The organism is Longitalea luteola (assembly GCF_017356035.1).
Classification (GTDB): domain Bacteria; phylum Bacteroidota; class Bacteroidia; order Chitinophagales; family Chitinophagaceae; genus Niastella; species Niastella luteola.
Map to the genome: position 1 here is coordinate 81,538 of NZ_JAFIQX010000011.1, position 23,441 is coordinate 104,978.

Genomic DNA, 23,441 nt, shown 5'->3' on the forward strand with positions numbered 1-23,441 from the left:
GTTAGTATGCATTAGCATCATTTTCATTTACATCAACGGTGATCAAACCATCATGGTGGTCGTGATCGCCACAGCTCAGCACTACCTGCCAGCTCGGTGTTGCAGGCGCTACAGGGCTGCCGCTCTTCTTCTCCCCTAACATTTTTTGCACCAGCCGGTTCCTTTCTGCCGCGATCTTTTTACGCAATTCCAGGTCACGCGCCCGGTCGAAATAAACAATGCCATCCACGATCGTTTTCTCAGCCTTCGCATAAATGCTTAGCGGATGATCACTCCATACCACCACATCGGCATCTTTACCTGGCTTCAGGCTGCCTACTTTATCATCCACATGCAGGGCTTTGGCCGGATTCAAGGTTACCGTTTTGAATGCTTCGTCTTCCGGCATGCCACCATATTTCACACACTTGGCAGCTTCCTGGTTCAGGCGGCGCGCCATTTCAGCATCGTCTGAGTTAATGCATACATTCAGTCCAACCCGTTGCATAAGGGCAGCATTGTAAGGAATAGCATCCTGTACTTCGGTCTTATAAGCCCACCAGTCGCTGAAAGTAGAAGCGTTGGCGCCATGCGCCTTCATTTTATCGGCAACCTTATAACCTTCCAGAATATGCGTGAATGTGTTTACGCGGAAATTAAATTTCTCAGCTACACGCATGGTAGCGGTGATCTCACTTTGTACATAGGAGTGGCAGGTGATGAAGCGCTTTTTATTCATGATCTCAACCAGGGCTTCCAGCTCCAGGTCGCGGCGTACCGGTGCGGCTGCAGCGTTAACCGCTGTTTTCTTTTTTGAAGCGGGTGCTGCAGCGGTTGGGGCTTCCTTACAGCCCTTTTCATATTCGCAGGCCCGGGTAAAAGCATCCATCAACACTTCCTCAACGCCCATCCGCGTATCGGGAAAGCGATTGTTGCTTTGGGAGGTCGTGCGTTTTACATTCTCACCCAGGGCAAATTTTATGAATGGATCGGCGCCTTTGAACTTGAGGTCTTCGTCATTCGCTCCCCAGCGCAATTTGATCAGCTGGGTTTGTCCGCCAATGGTATTGGCCGAACCGTGCAGAATGTGGGAAGAAGTAACGCCGCCACTCAACTGGCGGTAGATATTAATGTCTTCAGGATTCAGGTTATCTGCTATGCGTACTTCGGAAGTTACAGACTGCGCTCCTTCGTTGATGGAAGCAGCGGCAATATGGGAGTGCTCATCAATAATACCGGGTGTAACATACCTGCCGGTAGCGTCAATGACTTTGGCATTGGCATCAGACAGGTTTTTACCGATCTGCGCGATCTTGCCATTCCTGATCAAAACGTCGGTATTTTCGAGGTTGCCCTCTTTTTCATTGGTCCAAACAGTACCATTCTTTATCAAAATGGTTTCGGGTTTTGGCAGCGAGTCCCAGCCATACCCATTAAACGGGTACACAATTTTTCCCAACGGGCTCTGCATTTTTTTCTTACTGGTATCAGGGGCAGGTGCACCTGCTTTGGAAAGACTGGCCGTCCATAAAAGAGGATTTCCATCGGCATCCATGCCATTGCCATTCCATACATCACCCGTTACGCTGCCACCTAACCGAATGGAAGCGGCACGCGGTTTTTTCTCCGTTGGAAAGCTGATGGTCACCAGTTTGCCGTCGTAACTGAACTTCGCCTTGATCGTATCTTTCGCAATGATACTGGCATCGGAGGTGCTTTTTACGTCGAGTGTATAGTTGCTGGCGCCAGCGGGCGATTTCACCTGAATGGCATAGGTTCCGGCGATGGGCGACCAGTTCTCCTCTTTGATATTGTATTTATCGCCCTGTATCCAGTTTTGCAGGATCACGGTCTTTTCTTTAAATACTTCACCTGTAGTGATGATAAAGTTGGCTACTTTCCCCGCATCGAGGCTGCCCACTTTATCATAAACCCCGAGGGCGATGGCAGGCGTTTTGGTAAGCGCTTCGAGCGCTTTCGTTTCGCTTAAACCATATTCAATGGCTTTGCGCAGGTTGGCCAGGAACTGTTTTGGATCTTTTAGTTCTGAAGCGGTTAAACAGAAAGGGATATTGGCTTTTTCGAAAGCAGCCGGATTGGCAGGCGCCAGCTCCCAGTGCTTCATATCACTGAGGGAAACGAACCGGGCGTCGTTGGGATCTTCCACATCCATAGCCTGCGGAAAGTTCAATGATAAAATATACGTCGCTTTTGTCGCTGCAATATCCTGGATCCGTTGGTATTCGTTACCGCCGCCTTTAATGATATACTGAACGCCGAATTCATCACCGATACGATCGGCCCGCAGGTCATTCCATTTGTCACCCGCATCGAAGATCTGTGGCAACGACTGATTATCGTTCCAGGCTTTCAGCGACAGGTTAACGCCTTCTGCAGCAGGATTGCTTTTATACCACTGTGCATCGAGGTAAGTTTGGCGTAATAAAGCAATAGCTCCCATCATGGAAGAAGGATAGCTCTGGGTTGAAGTGCCTTTAGAAAGGGAATAATGTGCAGATGCCCTTTCTTTCAGCATTACCAGGTTCTCTTTCTCGGTGGCGAGGCTAACCAGTGCACCCGTGCCACGGGCAATACCATCTTTCTGGTGGGTAAGAACGGCGCCAAAACCAAGATCGCGCAGGGGTTTTGCTTTTGCATCATCGGTATTGAACAATTTGGCGGCATCTATTTCACTTTTAATAGCCTGGTTCCAGCCAAAAACGCCTTTGGTGTTGGAAGTTAGCTGTGCCGGCGCGCGGAAATCGAAAGGAGGTCCCTGCCTTTGCGGAACCGGAACGCCATAATCGCCATAAATATCGATGAATGACGGGTAAATGAATTTTCCGCTGCAATCGATCACCACGGCATCTTTAGGTATAGCTGCCGACGCACCAACCGACACAATTTTACCCTCACGAATGACGAGCGTAGCATTGTTGAGCGTGGTTTGCACATCCTTTACAATGGTGGCATTGGTGAACGCAAAACATTTTGCCTGGGGATTGGCGATGCCATTAACAGGAAAGGTGACCTGTGCTTTGGCAGCCAGGTATGTTATGTACATCAGGCCCAACAGGAAATAACGCTTTCCCGGGGGAAAGAAACAGTACTTTCTCATGTGCTTTTGGTTTTGTTATAATTCAGGTACAAAGGCCGAATTTAATTAAATGAACTAATTTAGTCGGGTTAAAAACTTCTTAACCGGTTAATACGCTCCATGAACATTGCGCAATATATCGATCACACCCTGCTAAAACCCGCAACCACGATACATGATCTAAAAAAACTATGTGAAGAAGCGCTTCAGTACAATTTCTGCGCAGTATGTATTCCTCCGCCGCTCGTAAAGAACGCAAAGGCGATATTGGCCAACAGTACGGTTAAAACGGCAACAGTCATTGGTTTTCCCTTTGGCTACTCAGTAGCGCGCGCCAAGCAGGCTGAGGCGCAACAGGCTATCCAGGACGGCGCCGATGAACTGGATGTAGTGATCAACCTGGTTGCCCTGAAAAACAAGGCCTGGCAGTACCTGGAGCTTGAAATGGAATCGATCGTTGAAGTAGCGCACGCCCACGACCGGCTGGTAAAAGTGATCATTGAAAGCGGCATTCTCACTGATGAGGAGATCATTAAATGTTGCGACATATATGCAAAAACGGGGGTGGATTTTTTAAAGACCTCTACCGGTTATGCCGAAAAAGGAGCCACCATTGAAGCGGTGCAACTGATGCGGGCCCACCTGCCGTCTACTATACAGATCAAAGCCTCGGGCGGTATTCGCAGCTATGAGCAGGCAGTTCAATACATAAAAACCGGTGCAAACCGGCTCGGAACCAGTTCCGGGGTTGCTATAGTAACAAGCGCTGGAACAAATGGTACCCCCGGGTATTAGAAGGCTGTTACAGGTTACATGTTGGAAGTTGCAGGGAAAACAACAATAGTTGAAATCCCTGGAACCTGAAACTTGCAACCTGAAACCTCTTGAACTATCTTTGGCGAAGATTTTGTATAATAATTGGTAGGGGCTGCATAAAACCATTGATATCAATAAGTACCAGCTCAATTTTATGCAGCTTTTATAAATATAATATTAGCATGAAATACATTATCAGCTGTGTTTTGTTAATCCTGTCCCATACCTTGTTTGCCCAAACCGAAACAGACAGCAATTCAGTTGTTGTGCATAAAGATCCGCGGATCGATATGTTGGTGAAAAAGCAGATCGAGATCAATGAATTTACTACCCGCGATGCGCGCAGCCGGGTGCAGGGCTTTAGAATACTGGTACTGAATACGAATGACCGCAATAAAGCCAATAATGCAAAAGCCAAAATATACCAGGAGTTTCCTGAGTTAAGAGCATATCTTGAATGGAAGTCGCCTTATATGAAAGTGAAAGTAGGCGATTTCAAAACCCGCAACGAAGCAGAGCCCTACATGTCGGCCATTCAGCGCTTTTTTCCCAGTGGCGTATATATCATCCGAGATATTATTGAGGTGAACCCTGACAAATCGGGGACGTTGTAACATAGACGAACCTTCACAAACGATAGTAATAACCGCCATCGTTCACAATAGCAGAAACCCCGTTTTTCCCAGAGAACGAAGCTGAAAGAGATGTTTTCAAACTTAGTCCTTTCCAACTATCTTTGTGGCTATGAGCAGTTTACAAAAGAAGATCCAAAGCCTGGCAAAAACATATTCCACTGAGTTTATAGATATTCGCCATCATTTACATGCACACCCTGAACTGAGTTATCAGGAATTTGAAACATCGCGCTTCGTTCAAAATAAACTGTCTGAATTTGGCATCCCCTATACAGTTATGGCACAAACCGGGGTGGTGGGTCTCATAAAAGGGAAAAATCCCGGCAAGAAAGTGATCGCCCTGCGGGCCGATATGGATGCGCTTCCCATTACCGAACAAAACGAAGTTCCCTATAAATCAAAGAACGAAGGCGTAATGCATGCCTGTGGCCACGACGTGCATACCACCTGCCTCTTGGGTGCAGCCAAAATATTACAGGAGCTTAAAGACGAGTGGGAAGGAACCGTAAAGCTGATCTTTCAACCCGGCGAAGAAAGAAACCCAGGCGGCGCCAGCATTCTCATAAAAGAAGGCGTACTCGAAAATCCTGCACCACAAGCAATATACGGCCTGCATGTTCACCCACAACTGGAGATCGGTAAACTGAGTTTTCGGGGCGGACAGGTAATGGCCAGCGCCGATGAAATTTATATTACCATTAAAGGCAAAGGCGGACATGCGGCTGCTCCGCATTTGACCGCTGACACTATTTTAATTGCTTCTCATCTCATCGTTAGCTTGCAACAGATCATCAGCCGCAACAGAAACCCGCTGTCTCCTTCGGTACTATCCATCTGCTCCATTCAGGGCGGACATACCACCAACGTGATCCCCAGCGAAGTGAAGCTGATGGGTACTTTCCGCGCACTGGATGAAGAATGGCGTTTCAAAGCGCATGATCTTATCCGTAAACAGGCAACTGAACTGGTGCACAGCATGGGCGCAGAGATCGATCTGCACATCGATGTAGGTTACCCCGCTGTTTACAACAATGAAAAGCTGAACAGTATTGCCCGCTCCCTCGCAGAACAATTTATGGGCAAAGAAAATGTGGAAACTACAGAAGTGCGTATGGGTGCTGAAGATTTTGGATATTATACCCGCCATATTCCCGGATGTTTTTACCGGCTGGGTGTAATGAATGTAGCCAAAGGTATTACTTCCGGCGTGCATACCCCTACCTTTAACATTGATGAGAATGCCATTGAAACCGGCATGGGTATGATGGCCTGGCTGGGCGGTGCAACGGAGTTTTAAGAAAGCGTTTAAATTAAACAAAAAAATATACCGGCAGCGTTCGATGCAATACTGCCGGTATATTTTTCATGGCTATACTCTTTTCATTCTACTAATTAATAAACCAATCAAACCGCGAAGAATAAACAGAAAGCCGGTCACCCGGTAAAGTTAGCGTTGTTTTCTTTTCTGTTTGTTTGTACCTCTTTATAAGCACCTTCGTATTACCGGCTTCTGGTACAACGCGCTTGTGGCCGGCAATGATGGTCAGCAAGATAATAGAAAGTGCCAGTAATAGGAGTTGCATATATGTTTTGCTTTAAGGCTTTAATAGTTATAGCCTGATATTACAATGGTGAAACGCCACCTGTCTGCCCGATCAACTTCAGCCCTTCTCCCTGCGTGTTGCCATATCCCGGAATGCAATTATCAACACGATTGCATAACGGGTTACTTTACGGCTTTAATATTCCTGCCTGATAAGCGGATATTTGAGCGTTCATCCGCCTCTATGGTTATTTTTTTAACAGTGGCACCTCTATCATCAAAATTTGATCTCATCAATTGCATATGGAGATTGTTCACTGTAAAATTATTATCGAGGTCAATACTTGCCTGCTCACCACTGCATGTAAGCTCATTTATATAGACAGTAGCATTATTAGTTCCCCGGCTATTGGTAAATAGATACGCTGATTTACCCAGCTGTACATTGTAAGAGGGTGCGCTGGCTGAATCAAAACTCCCGCCGAGCCTGATATCACAATACGCTCCTTTGATGGGTACAATAGTTGGGAGGTATATATTTACCGGCGTACGATTACGGGTCCCTTGCTCCAACTGATCACTCATATATGCAGGATCACCAATAACGATCAATGTGTCATTCACTACCCGGTAACTTATGCGGGCAGTTTTTTCTTTCTGCATCTCCAGTTTAAACTTTTCGCCAGGCATTACTGCACAACTGCCCAACCCTTTTAGAGAAACAAACCGGATATCGGGTATCTCAACAACGGTCATTTCTGTGAACGCTTCCCGGTTGAATTTTACATATTCGCCGCGCTTGTATTTGGCAAATACCATCACCTGTATCAGCGTGGTGAATAGTATGATGGCAAGAAAAATACCTAATAATATTTTATTGCTTGTTTTCATGATTACTCTACTTTTTACATTTTTAATTGGCGATTTGCATCAGGCGCTTGCGCCTGCGTTTGTTTATGCAAAGTGCTGCTTCTTGTATTTCTCAAACCGCGGTTTGAGTTCTTCGGGATCCATGCCCAGCAGGTACATGGTGCGGAAAACCTGGGGCAGGTCCTTTTCAACAAAATCATTCTTACGATAAGCCAGGGCATTCTTTAAAGCCGTGGTCGATACGAAAAAGCCTATGCCCCGCTGGTTGTAAATGATCTCCTGTTGTTGAAGGAACTCATAAGTGCGCATAACGGTATTCGGATTTACCTCCAGCTGCACTGCCAGTTCCCGTACGGATGGAATACGCTCTTCCACCTTCCACTCTTTTAGCAGGATCTTTTCGCACACATAGTCTGCAATTTGTAAGTATATAGCTTGCGATTCACGGAATTGCATATCATTTTTGATTTAGGCGTTAAACTTCTTTTTCTTTCAACCGGAAATAAGCCACCACCCAAAGACAGGGCGCCAGCGAATATTTCATGAGAAAAAGCATTATTGAACTGAGCCATTCGGGCAGTTGAACCATCACCTCGCCATGTACCGGATCGTACGCGCGGTAAACTGTAAAGGGTTCAAAAAAACCGCCATTTGGCATGAATGAATCCAATACTTTATGTACGAAAAATACCAGTATCAGGAACACGATCAAACCGGCCACCAGCGTTTTAATAAAATGAAATTTTACAAAATAGACGGAGCCAAGCAGAAATACAGATTGTGCCGCAAAGTACATTAGCAGCATGTAAAAAATCACCGGATTACCATTGCGTCCAACAAATACATTCACAAGTTCCATTGGCCTGAAAGGAAGATGCTGCCGTTCCATCTCGCCGCTAATAAAACCATTTGCCACTTTTATCATAATAAAATCAACCGCATAAAATACGATGGTATAACAAACGAAAAACAGTACAACACCGTAAAGGATGGCACTCAATAATTTTTCGAGTATAGAGGCCGGCATCATTAAATAGTGAATTGCCTTTGGTCCCTCGCCCAGTTCACTGAATATAAGGCTGGCATATAAGGTACCGGTCAGGTACAGGCCAACATAATAGGTGATTGCCTGAATTTCTTCATTCAGCGGATGCCTTTTGTTAGTAAGCATCAGAAATGAAAACCACAATACCAGTAAGCCACCGATAGCAGACAAAGACAATCCGTACTTTCTTTTATTTTCATTCCAGTGTTTGCCGATATACAGCAACCAACGGTTTAGATTAAAAACATCATTCATAGCATTAGTTTAAGCGTTAAAGACAGATTCAATAGCATTGCCATTCAGCACAATGGCTTTGTACAGTAATTCAAGATCAAGTTTGCTTTCATCACCCTGCATGTTGCGGGTAATGACAGCGCTGCCGCGTAAGGAAGGTTCGCGGAACAATGCCTGTTTAATTTCGTCGCTGTCAAAAGAAATATGAAACGACAGTTTACGGGTGATGGCGTCGACGGTTTGATCGAACAAGATGCGGCCTTCATCAATGATGGTAACGCGGTCGATAAGGCTTTCCAGGTCTTTTACCTGGTGGGTGCTGATGACAATACATTTGCTTTCATCGAGGCAACCGGCAATCACTTTGCGAAACTGGCTTTTGCTCATGATGTCTAACCCGTTGGTAGGCTCATCCATGAGCAACACCGATGTATTGCAGGCCAGTCCAAGACTGATCAGCACTTTCTTCTTCTGGCCATAACTCATTTTTTGCAGGGTATTTGAGCGGGGAATATCGAATTCCGTGATATACCGGTTAAACTGGTCTGCACTGAATTTGGGATAAAAAGGGGCATGGTATTTCACCAGGTACTCAATAGGTACATCGGGTAAAAAAAACTCTTCCGGAACCAGAAAGATGTCTTGCAGAAAAGCGGGCTGCCGTTTGCCAGGTGTAAAACCGAGCACATTTACAGAGCCCTGTTGCGGGAACAATAGGCCGGCCATATTTTTCAGCAGGGTCGATTTGCCGGTACCATTCTTACCAAGCAATCCGTAAATATGGCCGGCTTCCAATGTAAGGTTGAGGCCGGTAAAGATCTTTTTTCGACGATACCCAAAATGCAGGTTTTGGATCTGTATCATGATTAGCGTTTTAGTGTACTAGTTTAATAGTACACGCAAACATAAGCGCTTTTTTTGGATTTAGCCATACGTTTGGTAAATAAATGTGATGAGCGGAAGGCGATCAGGGTCAGCCGAACACAGCGTTAATCAAGTCTTACACACCTAAGTGCTGCCATTCAGCCGATTATTTATTTAAGTTTCTAAACATATTGGATTAATTCTATAGAATATTTATTTTGTAGCAGCATTAATAAAACAAACATTCGAGTGAAACAACATTTAGTTTTTGGCTTTCTTATAATATTTATTAATAACGCCTTTGCTCAAACTTCCGCTATTACCAGTGATATCGTTTCACCAAAAGAACTGGCCACCCTGCTTACTGACAGTATAAAAAAAGAAATGAAGATCAATTTGCCTGTCTATAGGGTCTACCGTTATGTCGACAAATCCGGCACACATTATTGTATACTAACAGAAAGCTCAGATGTAATAAAAGATAATGACACCCTGCATCAGACAATAAAGGCGGTAAACCTGGTACAAAAAGATGGGAATCTGAGTAAGGCCTGGGAGATGAATGACAATATTATCAAATCGGAACAGGAAGAGAACTCTATCTGGTTCTGGACAAAATACATGGAATTCAGGGACTATAACGAAGACAGTTTGATTGACCCCTTCCTCATTTATGGCACTTCAGGCTATGATGGCACCAGCAATGGCCGCATTAAGATCCTGATCTATTACAAAGGACAGAAAGTTGCTATCAGGCATCAGAACGGGGTGCTTGACTTTGAAAGGGAAACGCAGGTAGACCAGGCATTTTATAATTTACCCTTATCGCTGCAATCGGCTGTTCAGAAGAAGATGGAACTAATGACAAAAAATAACGTGGCTATTTTTCCCGCCGGCTGGCAGACAGCTATGAAAAATAGAAAGCTTGTGTTTAATGAGCGGAAATGATCAGCGCAGCTAGATCCCGATATTGAAAAAAATAACTCAGTTCCAGCTTTTTACATAACAATTATCTAACATATACACTTCTCCCCTTTACCATGTAAACGCTTTTCCCGTAAATTGCGCGCCAAATGTTCTAATCAGGTTTTAACTGGTTCTGTGAATTAACCGTCCATGCATCCGATTTTTCTTCATAACTAATTGATTGAAAATGTGAAGCATGGTAAACAAACCAAGTCCCCAATGTACCGATGTACCTGGTGGCATTATTAAAAAATAACCGATGAAACGTCAATAGTGCAATTTTCATTTTGAATTGTAATGAAATGAAAATTCTGCTATGGTCAGCCTGCCTGGCGGCAGGCAGGTTCCATCTGGCCAAAAGAAATATAAATATCAGATGAAAAAAGAACTGCGCAAGGAATCCGCATTAGAGTACCATGCCAAGGGCCGTCCTGGCAAAATTGAAGTGATCCCAACAAAGGAAGCAAAAACCCAACGCGATCTTTCCCTTGCTTACTCACCTGGAGTGGCAGAACCCTGTAAAGAAATTCACACCAATCCGGAAGCTGTTTATAAATATACCGCCAAAGGGAACCTCGTTGCTGTGATCAGTAACGGTACTGCCGTATTGGGTTTGGGCGACATTGGCCCGGAAGCCGGCAAACCCGTTATGGAGGGGAAAGGCGTACTGTTCAAAATATTTGCCGACATCGATGTATTCGATATCGAGATCAATGAAAAAGACCCCGAGAAATTCGTTCAGATCGTTAAAGCCCTGGAACCTACTTTCGGTGGCATTAACCTCGAAGATATCAAAGCGCCTGAATGCTTCTACATAGAACAGGAGCTGAAAAAGCAAATGAAAATTCCGGTGATGCACGACGATCAGCACGGTACTGCCATCATCAGCGCAGCCGCCCTGCTGAACGCCCTGGAATTACAAAAGAAAAAGATCGAGAAAGCAAAGTTTGTCGTAAATGGCGCCGGCGCCGCCGCTATTGCCTGTATTAAATTGTACGAGGCACTCGGCGCTGTACGCGAAAACATCCTTGTATTCGACAGTAAAGGCCTGATCCACGAAAGTCGTACCGATCTTGACGAACTGAAAAAAGAATTCATTTCAAAAGGCAGGAACGTTACGCTTGAGCAATCGCTCGAAGGCGCCGATGTATTTATCGGTCTCAGTAAAGGAAATGTTTTATCCCAGGAAATGGTAAAAAGCATGGCCAAAAACCCTATTGTACTGGCCATGGCCAATCCCGATCCTGAGATCACTTACGAAAATGCCCTGGCCGCCCGCAAAGACATTATTATGGGTACAGGCCGCAGCGACTATCCTAATCAGGTGAACAATGTATTGGGTTTCCCCTTCATTTTCCGCGGCGCCCTGGATGTTCGCGCTACGCAGATCAATGAAGCCATGAAGCTGGCTGCCGTTAAAGCCCTGGCCGAACTGGCTAAAAGTCCCGTGCCCGATATCGTGAACATTGCCTACAACGAAAAGAACCTGTCGTTCGGACCAGCTTATATCATTCCCAAACCACTCGATCCCCGGTTATTGAGCACCGTTGCTCCGGCCGTTGCCAAAGCAGCCATCGAAAGCGGTGTGGCGCAAACCGAGATCACCGATTGGGAAACCTATTCCATTGAACTGGATAAACGCCTTGGCCTCGACAACCAACTGATGCGCGTTTTAGGAGCCAAAGCGCGCCGTAATCCCAAACGCCTGGTATTTGCTGAAGCCGACAACATTAAAATATTAAAAACAGCACAGATCGCTTCGGAAGAAAGGATCGCTTATCCCATTTTGTTAGGTGATGAGAAAACGATCAGGCAGATCGCTGCTGATAATAATATCGATATCGACGATATGCCCATCATTGACCCGCGCAATGATGAGTATGAAGAGAAGCGCGCACAATACGGAGAGATCTTCTTCAAAAAACGCCAGCGTAAAGGCGTGAACAAGTATGAGGCATGTAAAATGATGAAAGACCGGAACCATTTTGGTTGTATGATGGTAGAAATGGGAGATGCCGATGCTTTGATCTCTGGTTTAACCCGCAACTATGCCGAAGCCATCCGCCCCGCCCTGCAGGTAATTGGGATGGAAGACGGCGTGAAGAAGATCGCCGGGATGTACATGCTGCTGACCAAAAAGGGGCCTCTGTTCCTGGCCGATACCACCGTGAACTTCAATCCCACCGCCGAAGAGCTGGCCGATATCACATTACTGGCTGCCAAAGAAGTGCGCAGCTTCAACCTGGTGCCTCGCATTGCCATGCTGAGTTATTCGAATTTCGGCAGCAGCGATTCACCCGAAGCCCGGCTGGTTGCCCAGGCAAAAGACATCGTTAAACAAAAAGACCCAACGATCATAATCGATGGCGAAATGCAACCGAATATCGCCTTTAACCAGGAGATCCTGCGCGATAACTATCCGTTCAGCGAGCTGGTGGGTCAGGAAGTGAACACGCTCATTTTCCCGAACCTGGCTGCAGGTAATATTGCCTATAACCTGATGAAGGAAATTGGCGGCGCCGATGCAATTGGTCCAATCTTGTTAGGATTGAAAAAACCGGTGCACGTATTGCAATTGGGCAGTTCGGTGCGCAGCATTTACAATATGGCGCTGATCGCCGTTATTGACGCTCAGTTAAAATGTAATAATGTAAACCAGGAAGCTGCGAAAAAGCCCTGGTGGAAGAAGAAATAGTTACCAGTTGCCGGTTGGCCGGTCACCAGGAAATATAGTTTCAGGTTTGAGGTTACAGGTTTCAAGTTACAGGGTACAGGTTTCAAGTTACAGGGTACAGGGTACATTGACTCCGGATTCCCGTGCAACCTGCAACTTGTAACCTGTAACGCTTTATTTAGTCCGGGAAAAACCGGCGACTGGTAACGGCAACAAGCAACAGGTAACAGGTAACTGGTAACCGGTAACCGCTACTTTGCGTTTTAAAGGTTTAGCCGTACTTTTACACTATTGCTTATCAATCATGACTTTATTTAAAGAGTTTGGCCGTTACCTGTTGATGATTAAAGGAATGTTTTCGAAACCGGAAAACTGGAAAATGTATTGGAAAGAGCTGATGCACCAATGCAACGAGATCGGTATCGGCTCCTTAGGCATAGTAGTCATCATTTCCTTCTTTATGGGTGCGGTTTCTGCCCTGCAAACAGCCTATCAGCTCGTTAGCCCGGTCATTCCCATGAGCACCGTTGCCCAAATTGTGCGGGATACGGTTATTCTGGAATTTGCCCCTACGCTGGTATGCATCGTACTCGCCGGTGTGGTAGGCAGCAAAATTGCCAGTGAACTGGGTAACATGCGGGTAAGCGAACAAATAGATGCCCTTGAAATCATGGGCATCAACACCAAAGCTTACCTGGTATTACCCAAGATTCTGGCATCGCTTATCATGATCCCGCTGCTGGTTGTTATTTCGGCGGCGTTGGGCATCGTGGGCGGACAATTAGCTGCTACTTCGGCGGGCATCCTCTCGGCAAACCAGTATGAAACAGGTTTGCTGTCGAATTTTCAACAGTACAACGTATTTTTCGCCCTGGTAAAAGCATATACTTTTTCATTCTTAATTTCAAGTATACCAGCTTATTACGGTTATCACGTGCAGGGCGGCGCCCTGGAGATAGGCCGGTCGAGCACCAAATCAGTGGTGGTAAGCTGTGTGAGCATCCTGTTTGCCGACTATGTGCTGGCCGCATTATTGTTGCAATAATGGCTAACCGGCAATGAACCGGCAGCGAAAACACCGGCAAAACGGTCAATAAGTAGAACTAAAACAACTTTAATAAGTTATAGCTGTTATTACTCCCGGGCCCGGCAATCGCCCATGAAAACGGATCCGTAGCATGAATTCATAAGCCATGATCGAAGTAAAAAATATAAGAAAAGGATTTGGTGAGAAAACCGTATTGAACGGTGTAACTGTTACTATGCAGCCAGGTAAATGTAATCTCATTATCGGCGCCAGCGGTAGCGGCAAAACGGTTTTTATGAAATGCATGGTAGGCTTGCTGATCCCCGACCAGGGCGAGATCTGCTACGATGATAAAGATTTCAATAAGCTGGGTGCAGAAGAAAAGAAAGAGATCCGCCAGCAGATCGGCATGCTGTTCCAGGGTTCCGCATTATTCGACAGCTTAACGGTTGAACAAAACATTATGTTCCCGTTGAACATGTTCACCCAGGACACTTATGGTCAGAAATTAAAAAGGGTGAATGAAGTGCTGGAACGGGTTAATCTGAAGGACGTGAATAAAAAGTACCCGGCCGAACTGAGCGGCGGGATGAAAAAAAGGGTGGGTATTGCCCGCGCCATTGTATTAAATCCTAAGTATCTTTTTGTGGATGAGCCTAACTCAGGCCTCGACCCGCAGACTTCGCTGGTTATTGATAAGCTGGTGAAAGAGATCACTACAGAATATAACATTACCACGGTGGTGAACACCCATGATATGAACTCGGTGATGGAGATTGGTGACCACATCATTTTCATGTACCAGGGTAAAAAAGAATGGGAAGGCAGTAATAAGGAGATCATTTTTAACAAGAATGAACGCCTGAACGAATTCATTTTTGCCTCTGAATTCTTAAAAGACGCCAAGGATATGCGGATGCTGGAACAAACGGGCAAGATTTCTAACGACCGGGATATGGACAAATTAACGAAAGAATAATACCGCCATAGGGGATGTTTCGGGTTCCAGGTTACAGGGGTACCAGTTACCGGTTGCCAGTTACCGGGACTTGAATTTCCATCCTTCTTCATGTAGACGGGATCTCCGAATTTTTCGTCTGGGATCTGGTAAGAGGTAACAGCACCATTCACGATTGCTACGCACAAGAGCTTCCCTTAGCCATTCAACACTAGTCACCCGCCTTCCGGCAACGTTACCGTAACTTTAATTGCCCCATTAGCACATCAGCACATTATCACATTGGCACATTGACCATTATCCCCTATTTTTGCACACCCGATAAATGTCGGGGAACAAAATTTCCGCTGATGAGTATTTTAGTAAACAAACAATCAAAGATCCTGGTGCAGGGCTTTACCGGTACAGAAGGAACCTTTCATGCTACACAAATGATAGAATATGGTACCAATGTAGTAGGTGGCGTTACACCAAACAAAGGAGGCACATTGCATTTGGACAGGCCGGTATTTAATACCGTAGCGGAAGCAGTTAAGGAAACCGGGGCCAATGTGTCTATCATATTTGTACCACCGGCTTTTGCATCCGACGCTATTATGGAGGCTGCGAATGCCGGCATTGAACTGGTAGTATGTATAACGGAAGGTATTCCCGTGCAGGATATGGTGAAAGCCAAATTATACCTGCAGGGCACTAAAACCCGCCTCATTGGGCCTAACTGTCCTGGTGTTATCACTGCCGGTGAATGCAAAGTGGGTATCATGCCCGGCTTCGTGTTCAAAAAAGGTAAAATTGGTATTGTATCTAAATCAGGTACACTTACCTATGAAGCTTCTGACCAGGTGGCTAAAGCCGGGTTGGGTGTTTCTACAGCTGTAGGTATCGGTGGCGACCCCATCATTGGCACCACTACCCGCGAAGCACTGGAAATGTTCATGAACGATCCTGAAACGGAAGGCGTGGTAATGATCGGTGAGATCGGTGGCGGTATGGAAGCGGAAGCAGCCCGCTGGTATAAAGAAAACGGTAAAAAACCTGTAGTTGGTTTCATTGCCGGCCAAACAGCTCCTCCCGGACGTCGTATGGGTCACGCGGGTGCTATCGTTGGTGGTGCAGAAGATACAGCAGCTGCCAAAATGAAGATCATGCAGGAATGCGGCATCACCGTAGTATCAAGCCCTGCAGATATTGGCGTAACCATGGCCAAGATCATTAAGAAATAAGCGTATTCGCTATTAAATAAAAGAACCTTGCAGAACTGCCGTGCTGGCATAGCCGGTTAGATTTGCAAGGTTTTTTATTTTCATGAAGGTGTGCCACATTTGCTTTATAAGCGCAGGTAAAACGTGGCACAACTCGTTATTTGTAGTTCCGTATATACTCCCCCAACTCTTCTTTGCTTTTACTGAATGTAAAAGCACTATACACAATGAAGTAATTTTTAGTGTCGGTTATTTTGCCATACATATATTTAGCGATCTGAAGTTTGCTACTCTCGAAAGAGAACAGGGATATGATCTGTTTTGCCTGTGCCGACGTAAAATAATGCTGATCGACACCTGATTTGGCAATGGCCATACGCGAATCGTCGAAACTTTCATGTTTAATAGTTTCAACAAATGCAGTGAAGGTAGCATCGTCTATCAGGCGCGGCGCGGTATTTGGTGCGGGATAGTCATTACGGGGATGGTCATTTACAGCAGCGTTGTTTTCATCATTGCGGTCATCCACATCATACCGGTTATCTGTGATCAACTGCTCATCGATCAATGCCCTGCTGAACCGGTTAATGATAATATCAACGTAATATTTCGGCTTCACATATACGTTCTTGTTGTAAATCATGGTGCGCGGACCAGGAAGTGTTTTTGGTTTTCTCGCATACACTTTTAACTGGTGGTAACCGGACGTAATATTACGCAGTACCAGCGTCGTGTTATTTACAGGGTATCGCCGGCCATCAACTTCAACAAGCACATCTGTGGGGCTTAGATTGGTAATGCTGATCATGCCGTCATTGGCGCCATCCCGTGCCATTGCCGAGAAGGCCAGCAGTGTAAGCAGGAATTGGAAACAGGTCTTTCTCATACTGGGTGTTTAAAGGGCTTCAGATTTGTAGAACGAAATTTGCGGTGTTTACGTTGCACAATCATATGGATCAATGACTTATATTTAATATTACTATATATAACGGGTGTAACGGAGTAACCCCCATGCAATAACGAAGAAAAACCAACCGGCGCCCCGTTAAGAGACTTTAACAAATAGCAGTATGTATTTTATTCGCAACTTGCATCGTTTTACAGAAGCCGGACGTCAGAGACCGGAAGCGGGGGGTTCGAAGCCGGAGATTCCGCATCAGATTTCAGACCTCAGACTTCAGACCTCAGACGTCAGACTTCTGACTTCAGACTTCTGACCTCAGACTTCTGACTTCTGACCCCGGTATTCAATAACTTGTATAAAAAACTGGCCTAAATGATTTTTAAGAGAAGTTTATTATTGATCTGTGCAGCCCTGCTTGTACTGGTCACCAATGCGCAACAAAGAATGAAAACCTACGAAAGAGAATGGAAAAAGATCGACAGCCTTATTCAAAAAAGCGGGCTCACCCAATCGGCCCTTGCCGAAGTGAATCAGATTTATTCGCTGGCTAAACAGGAAGGCAATGATGCGCAGGTGATAAAGGCCCTGTTATACCGGTCAGAATTACAACAGGTGAGAGAAGAAGATGCTTTTAAGAAAAATATACAACAGCTCGAAACAGAGATCGCCGCATCGAAGGACCAGGTACGTGCGGTATTGCAAAGTGTAACAGCACAAAAATACTGGAACTGGTTTCAGTTACACCGCTACCAGATATACAACCGTACGAAAACCGTTAACTTCAAAAAAGACGATCTGGCCACCTGGGGCGCAGATGATTTTCATAAAAAGATCGGTGAACTGTACCTGGCTTCCATCAGCAATGAGAAGCAGTTACAGCAAACAAAGCTTGAACCATTTGATCCGGTCATTATAAAAGGCAATGTGCGTCATTTACGCCCTACCCTGTTCGATTTGTTGGCGCACCGGGCGCTGGATTATTGTAAGAACAGTGAACGCACCATCACCCAACCAGAAAATGCATTTGAGATAGATGATACCGCTGCTTTTGCAACAGCCAGGACATTCATGCAGCACAGGTTCATTACCGGCGACAGCCTTTCCTTACAGTTTAAAGCCCTGCAATTGTATCAACGCCTGTTGCAGTTCCATGCCGGCGATGCCAAACCCGATGCCCTGCTGGATGCAGATCTCGACAGGTTACAGTATGTGTACAACCATGCCACGATGGAAAATAAAGAGGTGTTGTATACAAAGGCCCTGGAACAAATTGGTAATAATTACGGTTTGATACCAGCCGCTACGCAGGCCTGGTATTTACTAGCTCAGTGGCACGCTGAACGCGCGCGTTTATACGACCCGTTAAAAGGTGAAACCTATCGCGATGAATACCAGAAAGCAGTGAACATTATCGATAAAGTATTAGTGCAGAAAGACAGCAGCGAAGGAAAATTGAACTGCGCCAACCTGATGAAGGAGATCACGCGCAGTGAAATGAACCTGCAATCAGAGAAAGTAAATGTGCCGGGCCAGGCCTTCCGCACTTTGATCTCTTACCGCAATTTTACCCGGCTGCATCTTCGCATTGTTAAGATGGATGCTAAAACCCGGGAATCGCTCGGAACCAGCAACTGGGAAGACAGCTATTGGCAAAACCTTGTTGCGTTACCGGTGCTCAAATCAATTAACCAGCCGTTACCAGCTGCCAAAGACTATCAAAAGCATTCAACCGAAATAAAAATAGAGGCCTTACCGATTGGCGAATATGCGTTGGTGGCCAGCGGTAACGATCAATTTTCGCTGAGCGATAACCAGCTGGCTGTACAATTTTTTTACGTATCCAACATTGCTTACATCAATAAAGACAGTGAATATTTCATTGTACATCGCGAGACCGGCAAACCCCTGGCAAATGCCAATGTACAGGTATGGTACCGGTCGTACGATTACAACAAACGCAGGTATACCGATACAAAAGGGCAAAGCACGGTTGCCAATGGAAACGGTTATGTAAAGATCAACCCGCCTAAGAATAATAATGAAAACAATTTCAAACTGGAGATAACCAGCGGCAATGATCATTTGATGCTGGACGATTATCAATACAATTATGTGTATTCAGGCGCTGCAAATCAATCATCCAACAAGGACACAAAAACGACTTTCCTGTTCACTGACCGGTCAATTTACCGCCCTGGACAAACTGTATACTTTAAAGGCATAGTTGTGAACAGAAATACCAAAACCCGTGAAACCACCATTTTGCCTAACTATGAAACAAGTGTGGAACTACTCGATGCCAATGGGGAAATGGTAGATGACATGGAAATCACTACCAACGAGTATGGCGCCTATTCAGGAAAGTTCACTCTGCCCACCAATTTGTTGAATGGAGAATTCAGGATCGCTGATGAAAATGGCAGCGACATTCGCTTTTCAGTAGAAGAATACAAACGGCCAAAATTCCTTGTAGAGATCAATAAACCTACCGGCACTTACCGGTTAAATGAGAACATTACGGTAAACGGTATTGCCAAAGCATATGCCGGTAATACCATCGATGGCGCCAGGGTAAAGTACCGCGTTGTGCGTAAAACCATAATGCCTTTATGGTTTTATGGAGGCGGTTACCGCAAGATGATCTGGCCACCGTATGGCCGTGAAGAAACGGAAATCGCCCATGGCGAACTGACTACCGATGCAAAAGGTGAATTCAGGATCAGCTTTAAAGCATTACCCGACAACACCATCGCGAAAAAAGGTCAGCCCACTTTCTATTACGAAGTTTCCGCCGATGTTACCGATATAGCCGGTGAAACAAGAAGCGGCAATACCCAGGTGGCTGTAGCCTACCAGGCCTTGCAGCTTAAGCTGATGGTGCCCGAGAAACTGCATACAGATAGTCTCAAACATATTATGCTCCAGAGCACTAACCTGAACGAGGTGTTTGAACGATCAACCGTTACGCTTACTGTTCATAAATTGCAAACACCCGAACGCCTGTTCAGACCGCGCTACTGGCCACAACCAGACACCTTCGTTCTATCGCAGCAGGAATTCTATGCGGCATTCCCGTATGATGCATACAAAGACGAAGATGCGCCCGCGAAATGGACGAAAGCGCAAAAAGTGGCTGAAAGAACGGATACCACCTCCGGCAACAAGCCCTTTACCATTGATCACTCACCTTTAACACCCGGCTGGTATGTCATAGAAGCGATTACAAAAGATAAATATGGCGAAGAAGTAAAAGACGTAAAATACGTACAACTGTACAACCAGGGTTTAGTAAGCCCATTGGCAATGGGCGGTATAGAAAGCGGTAAAACTACGGTTGAACCCGGTGAAAAAGCCGTTTACCAGGTAAGCACTACTGTAGAAGATGCTTTTGTGGTTCATGAGTTGAATAGAAAGGATACCACGACCGAGAGAAGCTTTTTCACGTTGAACAGGAACAGCCGCTCATTTGAAATTCCTGTTACAGAAAAAGACCGCGGCGGTTTCGGTATACAAATAGCATTCGTAAAACATAACCGGGTGTATACCGACGAACAGACATTCGTGGTTCCTTACACCAATAAAGAGCTCACCATTGCCTATGAAACATTCCGCGACAAAACCCTGCCTGGCAGTGAAGAAAAGTGGAAGGTAAGGATCAGCGGCCATAAAGGCGATAAAGTGGCGGCAGAAATGCTTACCGCCCTGTACGACGCCTCCCTGGATCAGTTTAAACCGCAAAAATGGAACAAACCATTCCTGTGGGACCTTTATTACCCCCGGCAAAAATGGGCCGGCGGCAATGGCTTTACTGCTGTACAGTCACTGGAGAAGTATAATATCATCCAGGAATATAAACCCATTTATAAGGAGTACGATCAATTGAATATTGCCCCGGGAGGTGGACATTTCACAATATTAAGACGCCGCGTGCCAGGCATAGAAGCCGCAGCACCTGCTGCAGTACCGCAGGCAGCCAATGCTGATCTATCAGAGGTTGTAGTGGTAGGTTACGGAACACAAAAACGAAAATCAGTAGCGGCAGATTCAAATGAAAAAGAAGAGGAAATGCCTGACGTACAGGAAACGCCAGCTGCACCCCAGGCAGCTGTGCAGGTACGTAAGAATTTCAACGAAACCGCTTTCTTCCTGCCCGACCTGCATACCGATGCCGATGGAAATATTGAATTCGCATTCACGATGCCCGAAGCTGTTACCCAATGGAAATGGATGAGCCTGGTGCATTCCAAAGACCTGTCGTTTGGTTACGATGAGAAAACCATTGTTACCCAGAAAGACCTGATGGTGCAACCTAATGCGCCCCGGTTTTTACGGGAAGGCGATCGGATGAACTTCAGTGGCAAGATCGCCAACCTGACCGACAAGGAAATTACGGGTCAGGTGCAGCTGCAACTGATCGATGCCGCTACGAACCAGGCTGTAGATGGCTGGTTCCGCAATGTGATCCCCAGCCAGTTCTTTACCGTTCCGGCCAAACAAAGTGTACCCGTCAGCTTCAGCATCGAGATCCCATACCAATATAATAAACCGGTCACCTACCGCCTGGTTGCGCAGGCTGGTAATATCAGCGATGGTGAAGAAGCCATCCTGCCGGTGGTAAGCAATCGCATGTTGGTTACAGAAAGTTTACCGCTGCCTGTCAGAGGCAATGGAACCAAAAACTTCAGCTTTGAAAAACTCGCCAAAAGCAGCAGCAGCGAAACGCTAAACCACCATGCATTAACGGTTGAATTCACCACCAATCCCGCCTGGTATGCAGTACAGGCACTGCCTTATTTGATGGAATATCCCTATGATTGCTCGGAACAGGTGTTCAATCGTTACTATGCCAATGCACTGGCCAGCACCATAGCCAATGCTTCGCCGAAGATCAAACAAATATTCGAACGGTGGAAAACAGCCGACTCTTCTGCGTTGCTGAGCAATCTGCAAAAGAACGAAGAACTGAAATCAGTGCTGTTGCAGGAAACGCCGTGGGTGCTGCAGGCAAAGAATGAAGCGCAACAGAAGAAGAATATAGCCTTACTGTTCGATCTGGTGCGCATGAGCGGTGAACTTACAAAGAACATAACCAAACTGCAGGAACTGCAAAGCTCCAATGGTGGTTTTGTATGGTTCAAAGGCGGCCCCGACGATCGTTATATGACCCAATATATACTTACCGGCATCGGCCACCTGAAAAAGCTGAAGGCTTTACCTTCGAATGATATCCTGAATGACATCATTAAAAAGGCCATCCCTTACCTGGATGCACGACTGCAGGAAGATTATGAGAATATGCTGAAGCATAGCAAAAAACTGCCTGAAGCTGACTATATCAGTCCACTGCACATTCAATATTTATACATGCGCAGCTTCTTCCCCGAAAATGGGGTGCCGGGCAATGTGTTCAAAGCGTATAACTATTATCGCTCACAGTCACAGAAAGCCTGGGTTAAACAAAGCAAATACATGCAGGGGATGATCGCGCTTTCGCTGTTCCGCACCGGTGATGTACAAACAGCCCGCAACATTGTAAGATCGTTAAAAGAGAACGCCCTTACCAGTGAAGAGATGGGCCTGTACTGGAAAGATTTTTCCGGTGGTTACTACTGGTATCAATCACCGGTCGAAAGCCAGGCATTAATGATTGAAACATTTACAGAAGTAACACAGGATATCGCCGCTGTAAACGAAATGAAATTATGGCTGCTGAAACAAAAGCAAACGCGGGACTGGAGAACTACAAAAGCCACTGCCGATGCCTGTTATGCCTTGCTGTTGCAGGGCGCCGATCTACTGAGCAACACGCCGGATGTTACCATAGAACTTGGAAATACGGCCGTACGCAGCCAGGACCAGCAACAGGAAGCCGGCACCGGTTATTTCAAAAAAGTGCTTGATGAAAAACAGGTAAAACCGGAGATGGGGAATATTAAAGTCACTGTTTCTTCAATGAACAATGATAACAAAGCCGCAGCCGCGTGGGGCGCCGTATACTGGCAGTATTTTGAAGATCTCAACAAGATCACGCCTGCTGCAACGCCATTACAACTAACGAAAAAGTTGTTTGTAGAAAAGAATACGGAGCGTGGTCCCGTATTACAACCGGTGAACGAAGGTGATGTAATGAAACCGGGCGACAAAGTAAAAGTGCGTATCGAGCTGCGCGTTGACCGTACGATGGAATATGTGCACATGAAAGATATGCGGGCTGCCTGCCTGGAACCGGTAAATGTGATCAGCCAGTATAAATGGCAGGGCCGACTGGGTTACTATGAATCAACCAAAGACGCCAGCACTAACTTCTTCTTTGGCCAGCTGCCCAAAGGCACGTACGTATTCGAGTATCCGTTATTTGTCACCCATACGGGTACCTTCAGCAATGGCATCACTACCATTCAATGTATGTATGCCCCTGAATTTACCAGCCATAGTGAAGGCGTTACCGTGAAGGTGGAGTAACGATTTCGGTTTACATCATAAAAATGGGCTATCCAGAAATGGGTAGCCCAATTTTTATTAATGCGTTACAGGTTACAAGGTACAGATTGCAGGGCTTTTACATCGGCCTTGCGGCTTTTGTAAGTTACCATGAAACTGAAACCTATACCGTAAACCCTGTAGCCT

The 23,441-nt window shown here is 45.8% G+C and carries 16 protein-coding genes; 9 read left to right on the forward strand and 7 right to left on the reverse strand.

The window, feature by feature from the left end; all coding sequences use genetic code 11:
• Nucleotide 1: 1 nt before the first annotated feature.
• Nucleotides 2-3,097, reverse strand: coding sequence for an amidohydrolase family protein (locus JUB15_RS22490; RefSeq protein ID WP_207514902.1), 3,096 nt, complete (start codon nucleotides 3,095-3,097; stop codon nucleotides 2-4).
• A 99-nt stretch (nucleotides 3,098-3,196) separates the two neighbouring features.
• Between JUB15_RS22490 and deoC the strand changes: the two genes are divergently transcribed.
• The 3 genes from deoC (at nucleotide 3,197) to JUB15_RS22505 (ending at nucleotide 5,824) form a co-directional block, all read left to right on the forward strand.
• Nucleotides 3,197-3,871: a deoxyribose-phosphate aldolase gene (gene deoC, locus JUB15_RS22495; protein ID WP_207514903.1), complete on the forward strand. Its 675-nt coding sequence runs from the start codon at nucleotides 3,197-3,199 to the stop codon at nucleotides 3,869-3,871.
• 203 nt (nucleotides 3,872-4,074) lie between these two features.
• Nucleotides 4,075-4,506: an SPOR domain-containing protein gene (locus JUB15_RS22500; RefSeq protein ID WP_207514904.1), complete on the forward strand. Its 432-nt coding sequence runs from the start codon at nucleotides 4,075-4,077 to the stop codon at nucleotides 4,504-4,506.
• 130 nt (nucleotides 4,507-4,636) lie between these two features.
• Nucleotides 4,637-5,824, forward strand: a complete 1,188-nt coding sequence (locus JUB15_RS22505; RefSeq protein WP_207514905.1) for a M20 metallopeptidase family protein — start codon at nucleotides 4,637-4,639, stop codon at nucleotides 5,822-5,824.
• A gap of 91 nt (nucleotides 5,825-5,915) precedes the next feature.
• On the opposite strand, the gene JUB15_RS22510 is transcribed toward JUB15_RS22505, so the two are convergent.
• The 5 genes from JUB15_RS22510 to JUB15_RS22530 all read right to left on the reverse strand — a co-directional run bounded on the left by JUB15_RS22510 (nucleotide 5,916) and on the right by JUB15_RS22530 (nucleotide 9,083).
• Complete coding sequence (locus JUB15_RS22510; protein WP_207514906.1) at nucleotides 5,916-6,110, reverse strand: hypothetical protein; 195 nt, start codon at nucleotides 6,108-6,110, stop codon at nucleotides 5,916-5,918.
• 143 nt (nucleotides 6,111-6,253) lie between these two features.
• Complete coding sequence (locus JUB15_RS22515; RefSeq protein ID WP_207514907.1) at nucleotides 6,254-6,961, reverse strand: hypothetical protein; 708 nt, start codon at nucleotides 6,959-6,961, stop codon at nucleotides 6,254-6,256.
• A gap of 63 nt (nucleotides 6,962-7,024) precedes the next feature.
• Nucleotides 7,025-7,396: a GntR family transcriptional regulator gene (locus JUB15_RS22520; RefSeq protein ID WP_207514908.1), complete on the reverse strand. Its 372-nt coding sequence runs from the start codon at nucleotides 7,394-7,396 to the stop codon at nucleotides 7,025-7,027.
• Nucleotides 7,397-7,415: 19 nt separating this feature from the next.
• Nucleotides 7,416-8,240, reverse strand: a complete 825-nt coding sequence (locus JUB15_RS22525; protein WP_207514909.1) for a hypothetical protein — start codon at nucleotides 8,238-8,240, stop codon at nucleotides 7,416-7,418.
• A gap of 9 nt (nucleotides 8,241-8,249) precedes the next feature.
• Nucleotides 8,250-9,083: an ABC transporter ATP-binding protein gene (locus tag JUB15_RS22530; protein ID WP_207514910.1), complete on the reverse strand. Its 834-nt coding sequence runs from the start codon at nucleotides 9,081-9,083 to the stop codon at nucleotides 8,250-8,252.
• 249 nt (nucleotides 9,084-9,332) lie between these two features.
• Between JUB15_RS22530 and JUB15_RS22535 the strand changes: the two genes are divergently transcribed.
• From JUB15_RS22535 to sucD, 5 genes are all read left to right on the forward strand, one after another.
• Nucleotides 9,333-10,031 (forward strand): M949_RS01915 family surface polysaccharide biosynthesis protein, encoded by a 699-nt coding sequence (locus tag JUB15_RS22535; protein WP_207514911.1) that lies wholly within the window; start codon nucleotides 9,333-9,335, stop codon nucleotides 10,029-10,031.
• Nucleotides 10,032-10,425: 394 nt separating this feature from the next.
• Nucleotides 10,426-12,744, forward strand: coding sequence for an NADP-dependent malic enzyme (locus tag JUB15_RS22540; RefSeq protein ID WP_207514912.1), 2,319 nt, complete (start codon nucleotides 10,426-10,428; stop codon nucleotides 12,742-12,744).
• 283 nt (nucleotides 12,745-13,027) lie between these two features.
• Nucleotides 13,028-13,768 carry an MlaE family ABC transporter permease gene (locus JUB15_RS22545; protein WP_207514913.1) on the forward strand — a complete coding sequence of 247 codons (741 nt, stop codon included), beginning with the start codon at nucleotides 13,028-13,030 and terminating at the stop codon, nucleotides 13,766-13,768.
• A 148-nt stretch (nucleotides 13,769-13,916) separates the two neighbouring features.
• Nucleotides 13,917-14,729, forward strand: a complete 813-nt coding sequence (locus JUB15_RS22550) for an ABC transporter ATP-binding protein (RefSeq protein ID WP_207514914.1) — start codon at nucleotides 13,917-13,919, stop codon at nucleotides 14,727-14,729.
• Nucleotides 14,730-15,058: 329 nt separating this feature from the next.
• Complete coding sequence (gene sucD / locus JUB15_RS22555) at nucleotides 15,059-15,931, forward strand: succinate--CoA ligase subunit alpha (protein ID WP_205512254.1); 873 nt, start codon at nucleotides 15,059-15,061, stop codon at nucleotides 15,929-15,931.
• A 136-nt stretch (nucleotides 15,932-16,067) separates the two neighbouring features.
• On the opposite strand, the gene JUB15_RS22560 is transcribed toward sucD, so the two are convergent.
• Nucleotides 16,068-16,796 carry a proline and serine-rich protein 1 family protein gene (locus tag JUB15_RS22560; RefSeq protein WP_207514915.1) on the reverse strand — a complete coding sequence of 243 codons (729 nt, stop codon included), beginning with the start codon at nucleotides 16,794-16,796 and terminating at the stop codon, nucleotides 16,068-16,070.
• Nucleotides 16,797-17,186: 390 nt separating this feature from the next.
• Between JUB15_RS22560 and JUB15_RS22565 the strand changes: the two genes are divergently transcribed.
• Nucleotides 17,187-23,276: an alpha-2-macroglobulin family protein gene (locus tag JUB15_RS22565; protein WP_207514916.1), complete on the forward strand. Its 6,090-nt coding sequence runs from the start codon at nucleotides 17,187-17,189 to the stop codon at nucleotides 23,274-23,276.
• Nucleotides 23,277-23,441 lie beyond the last annotated feature (165 nt).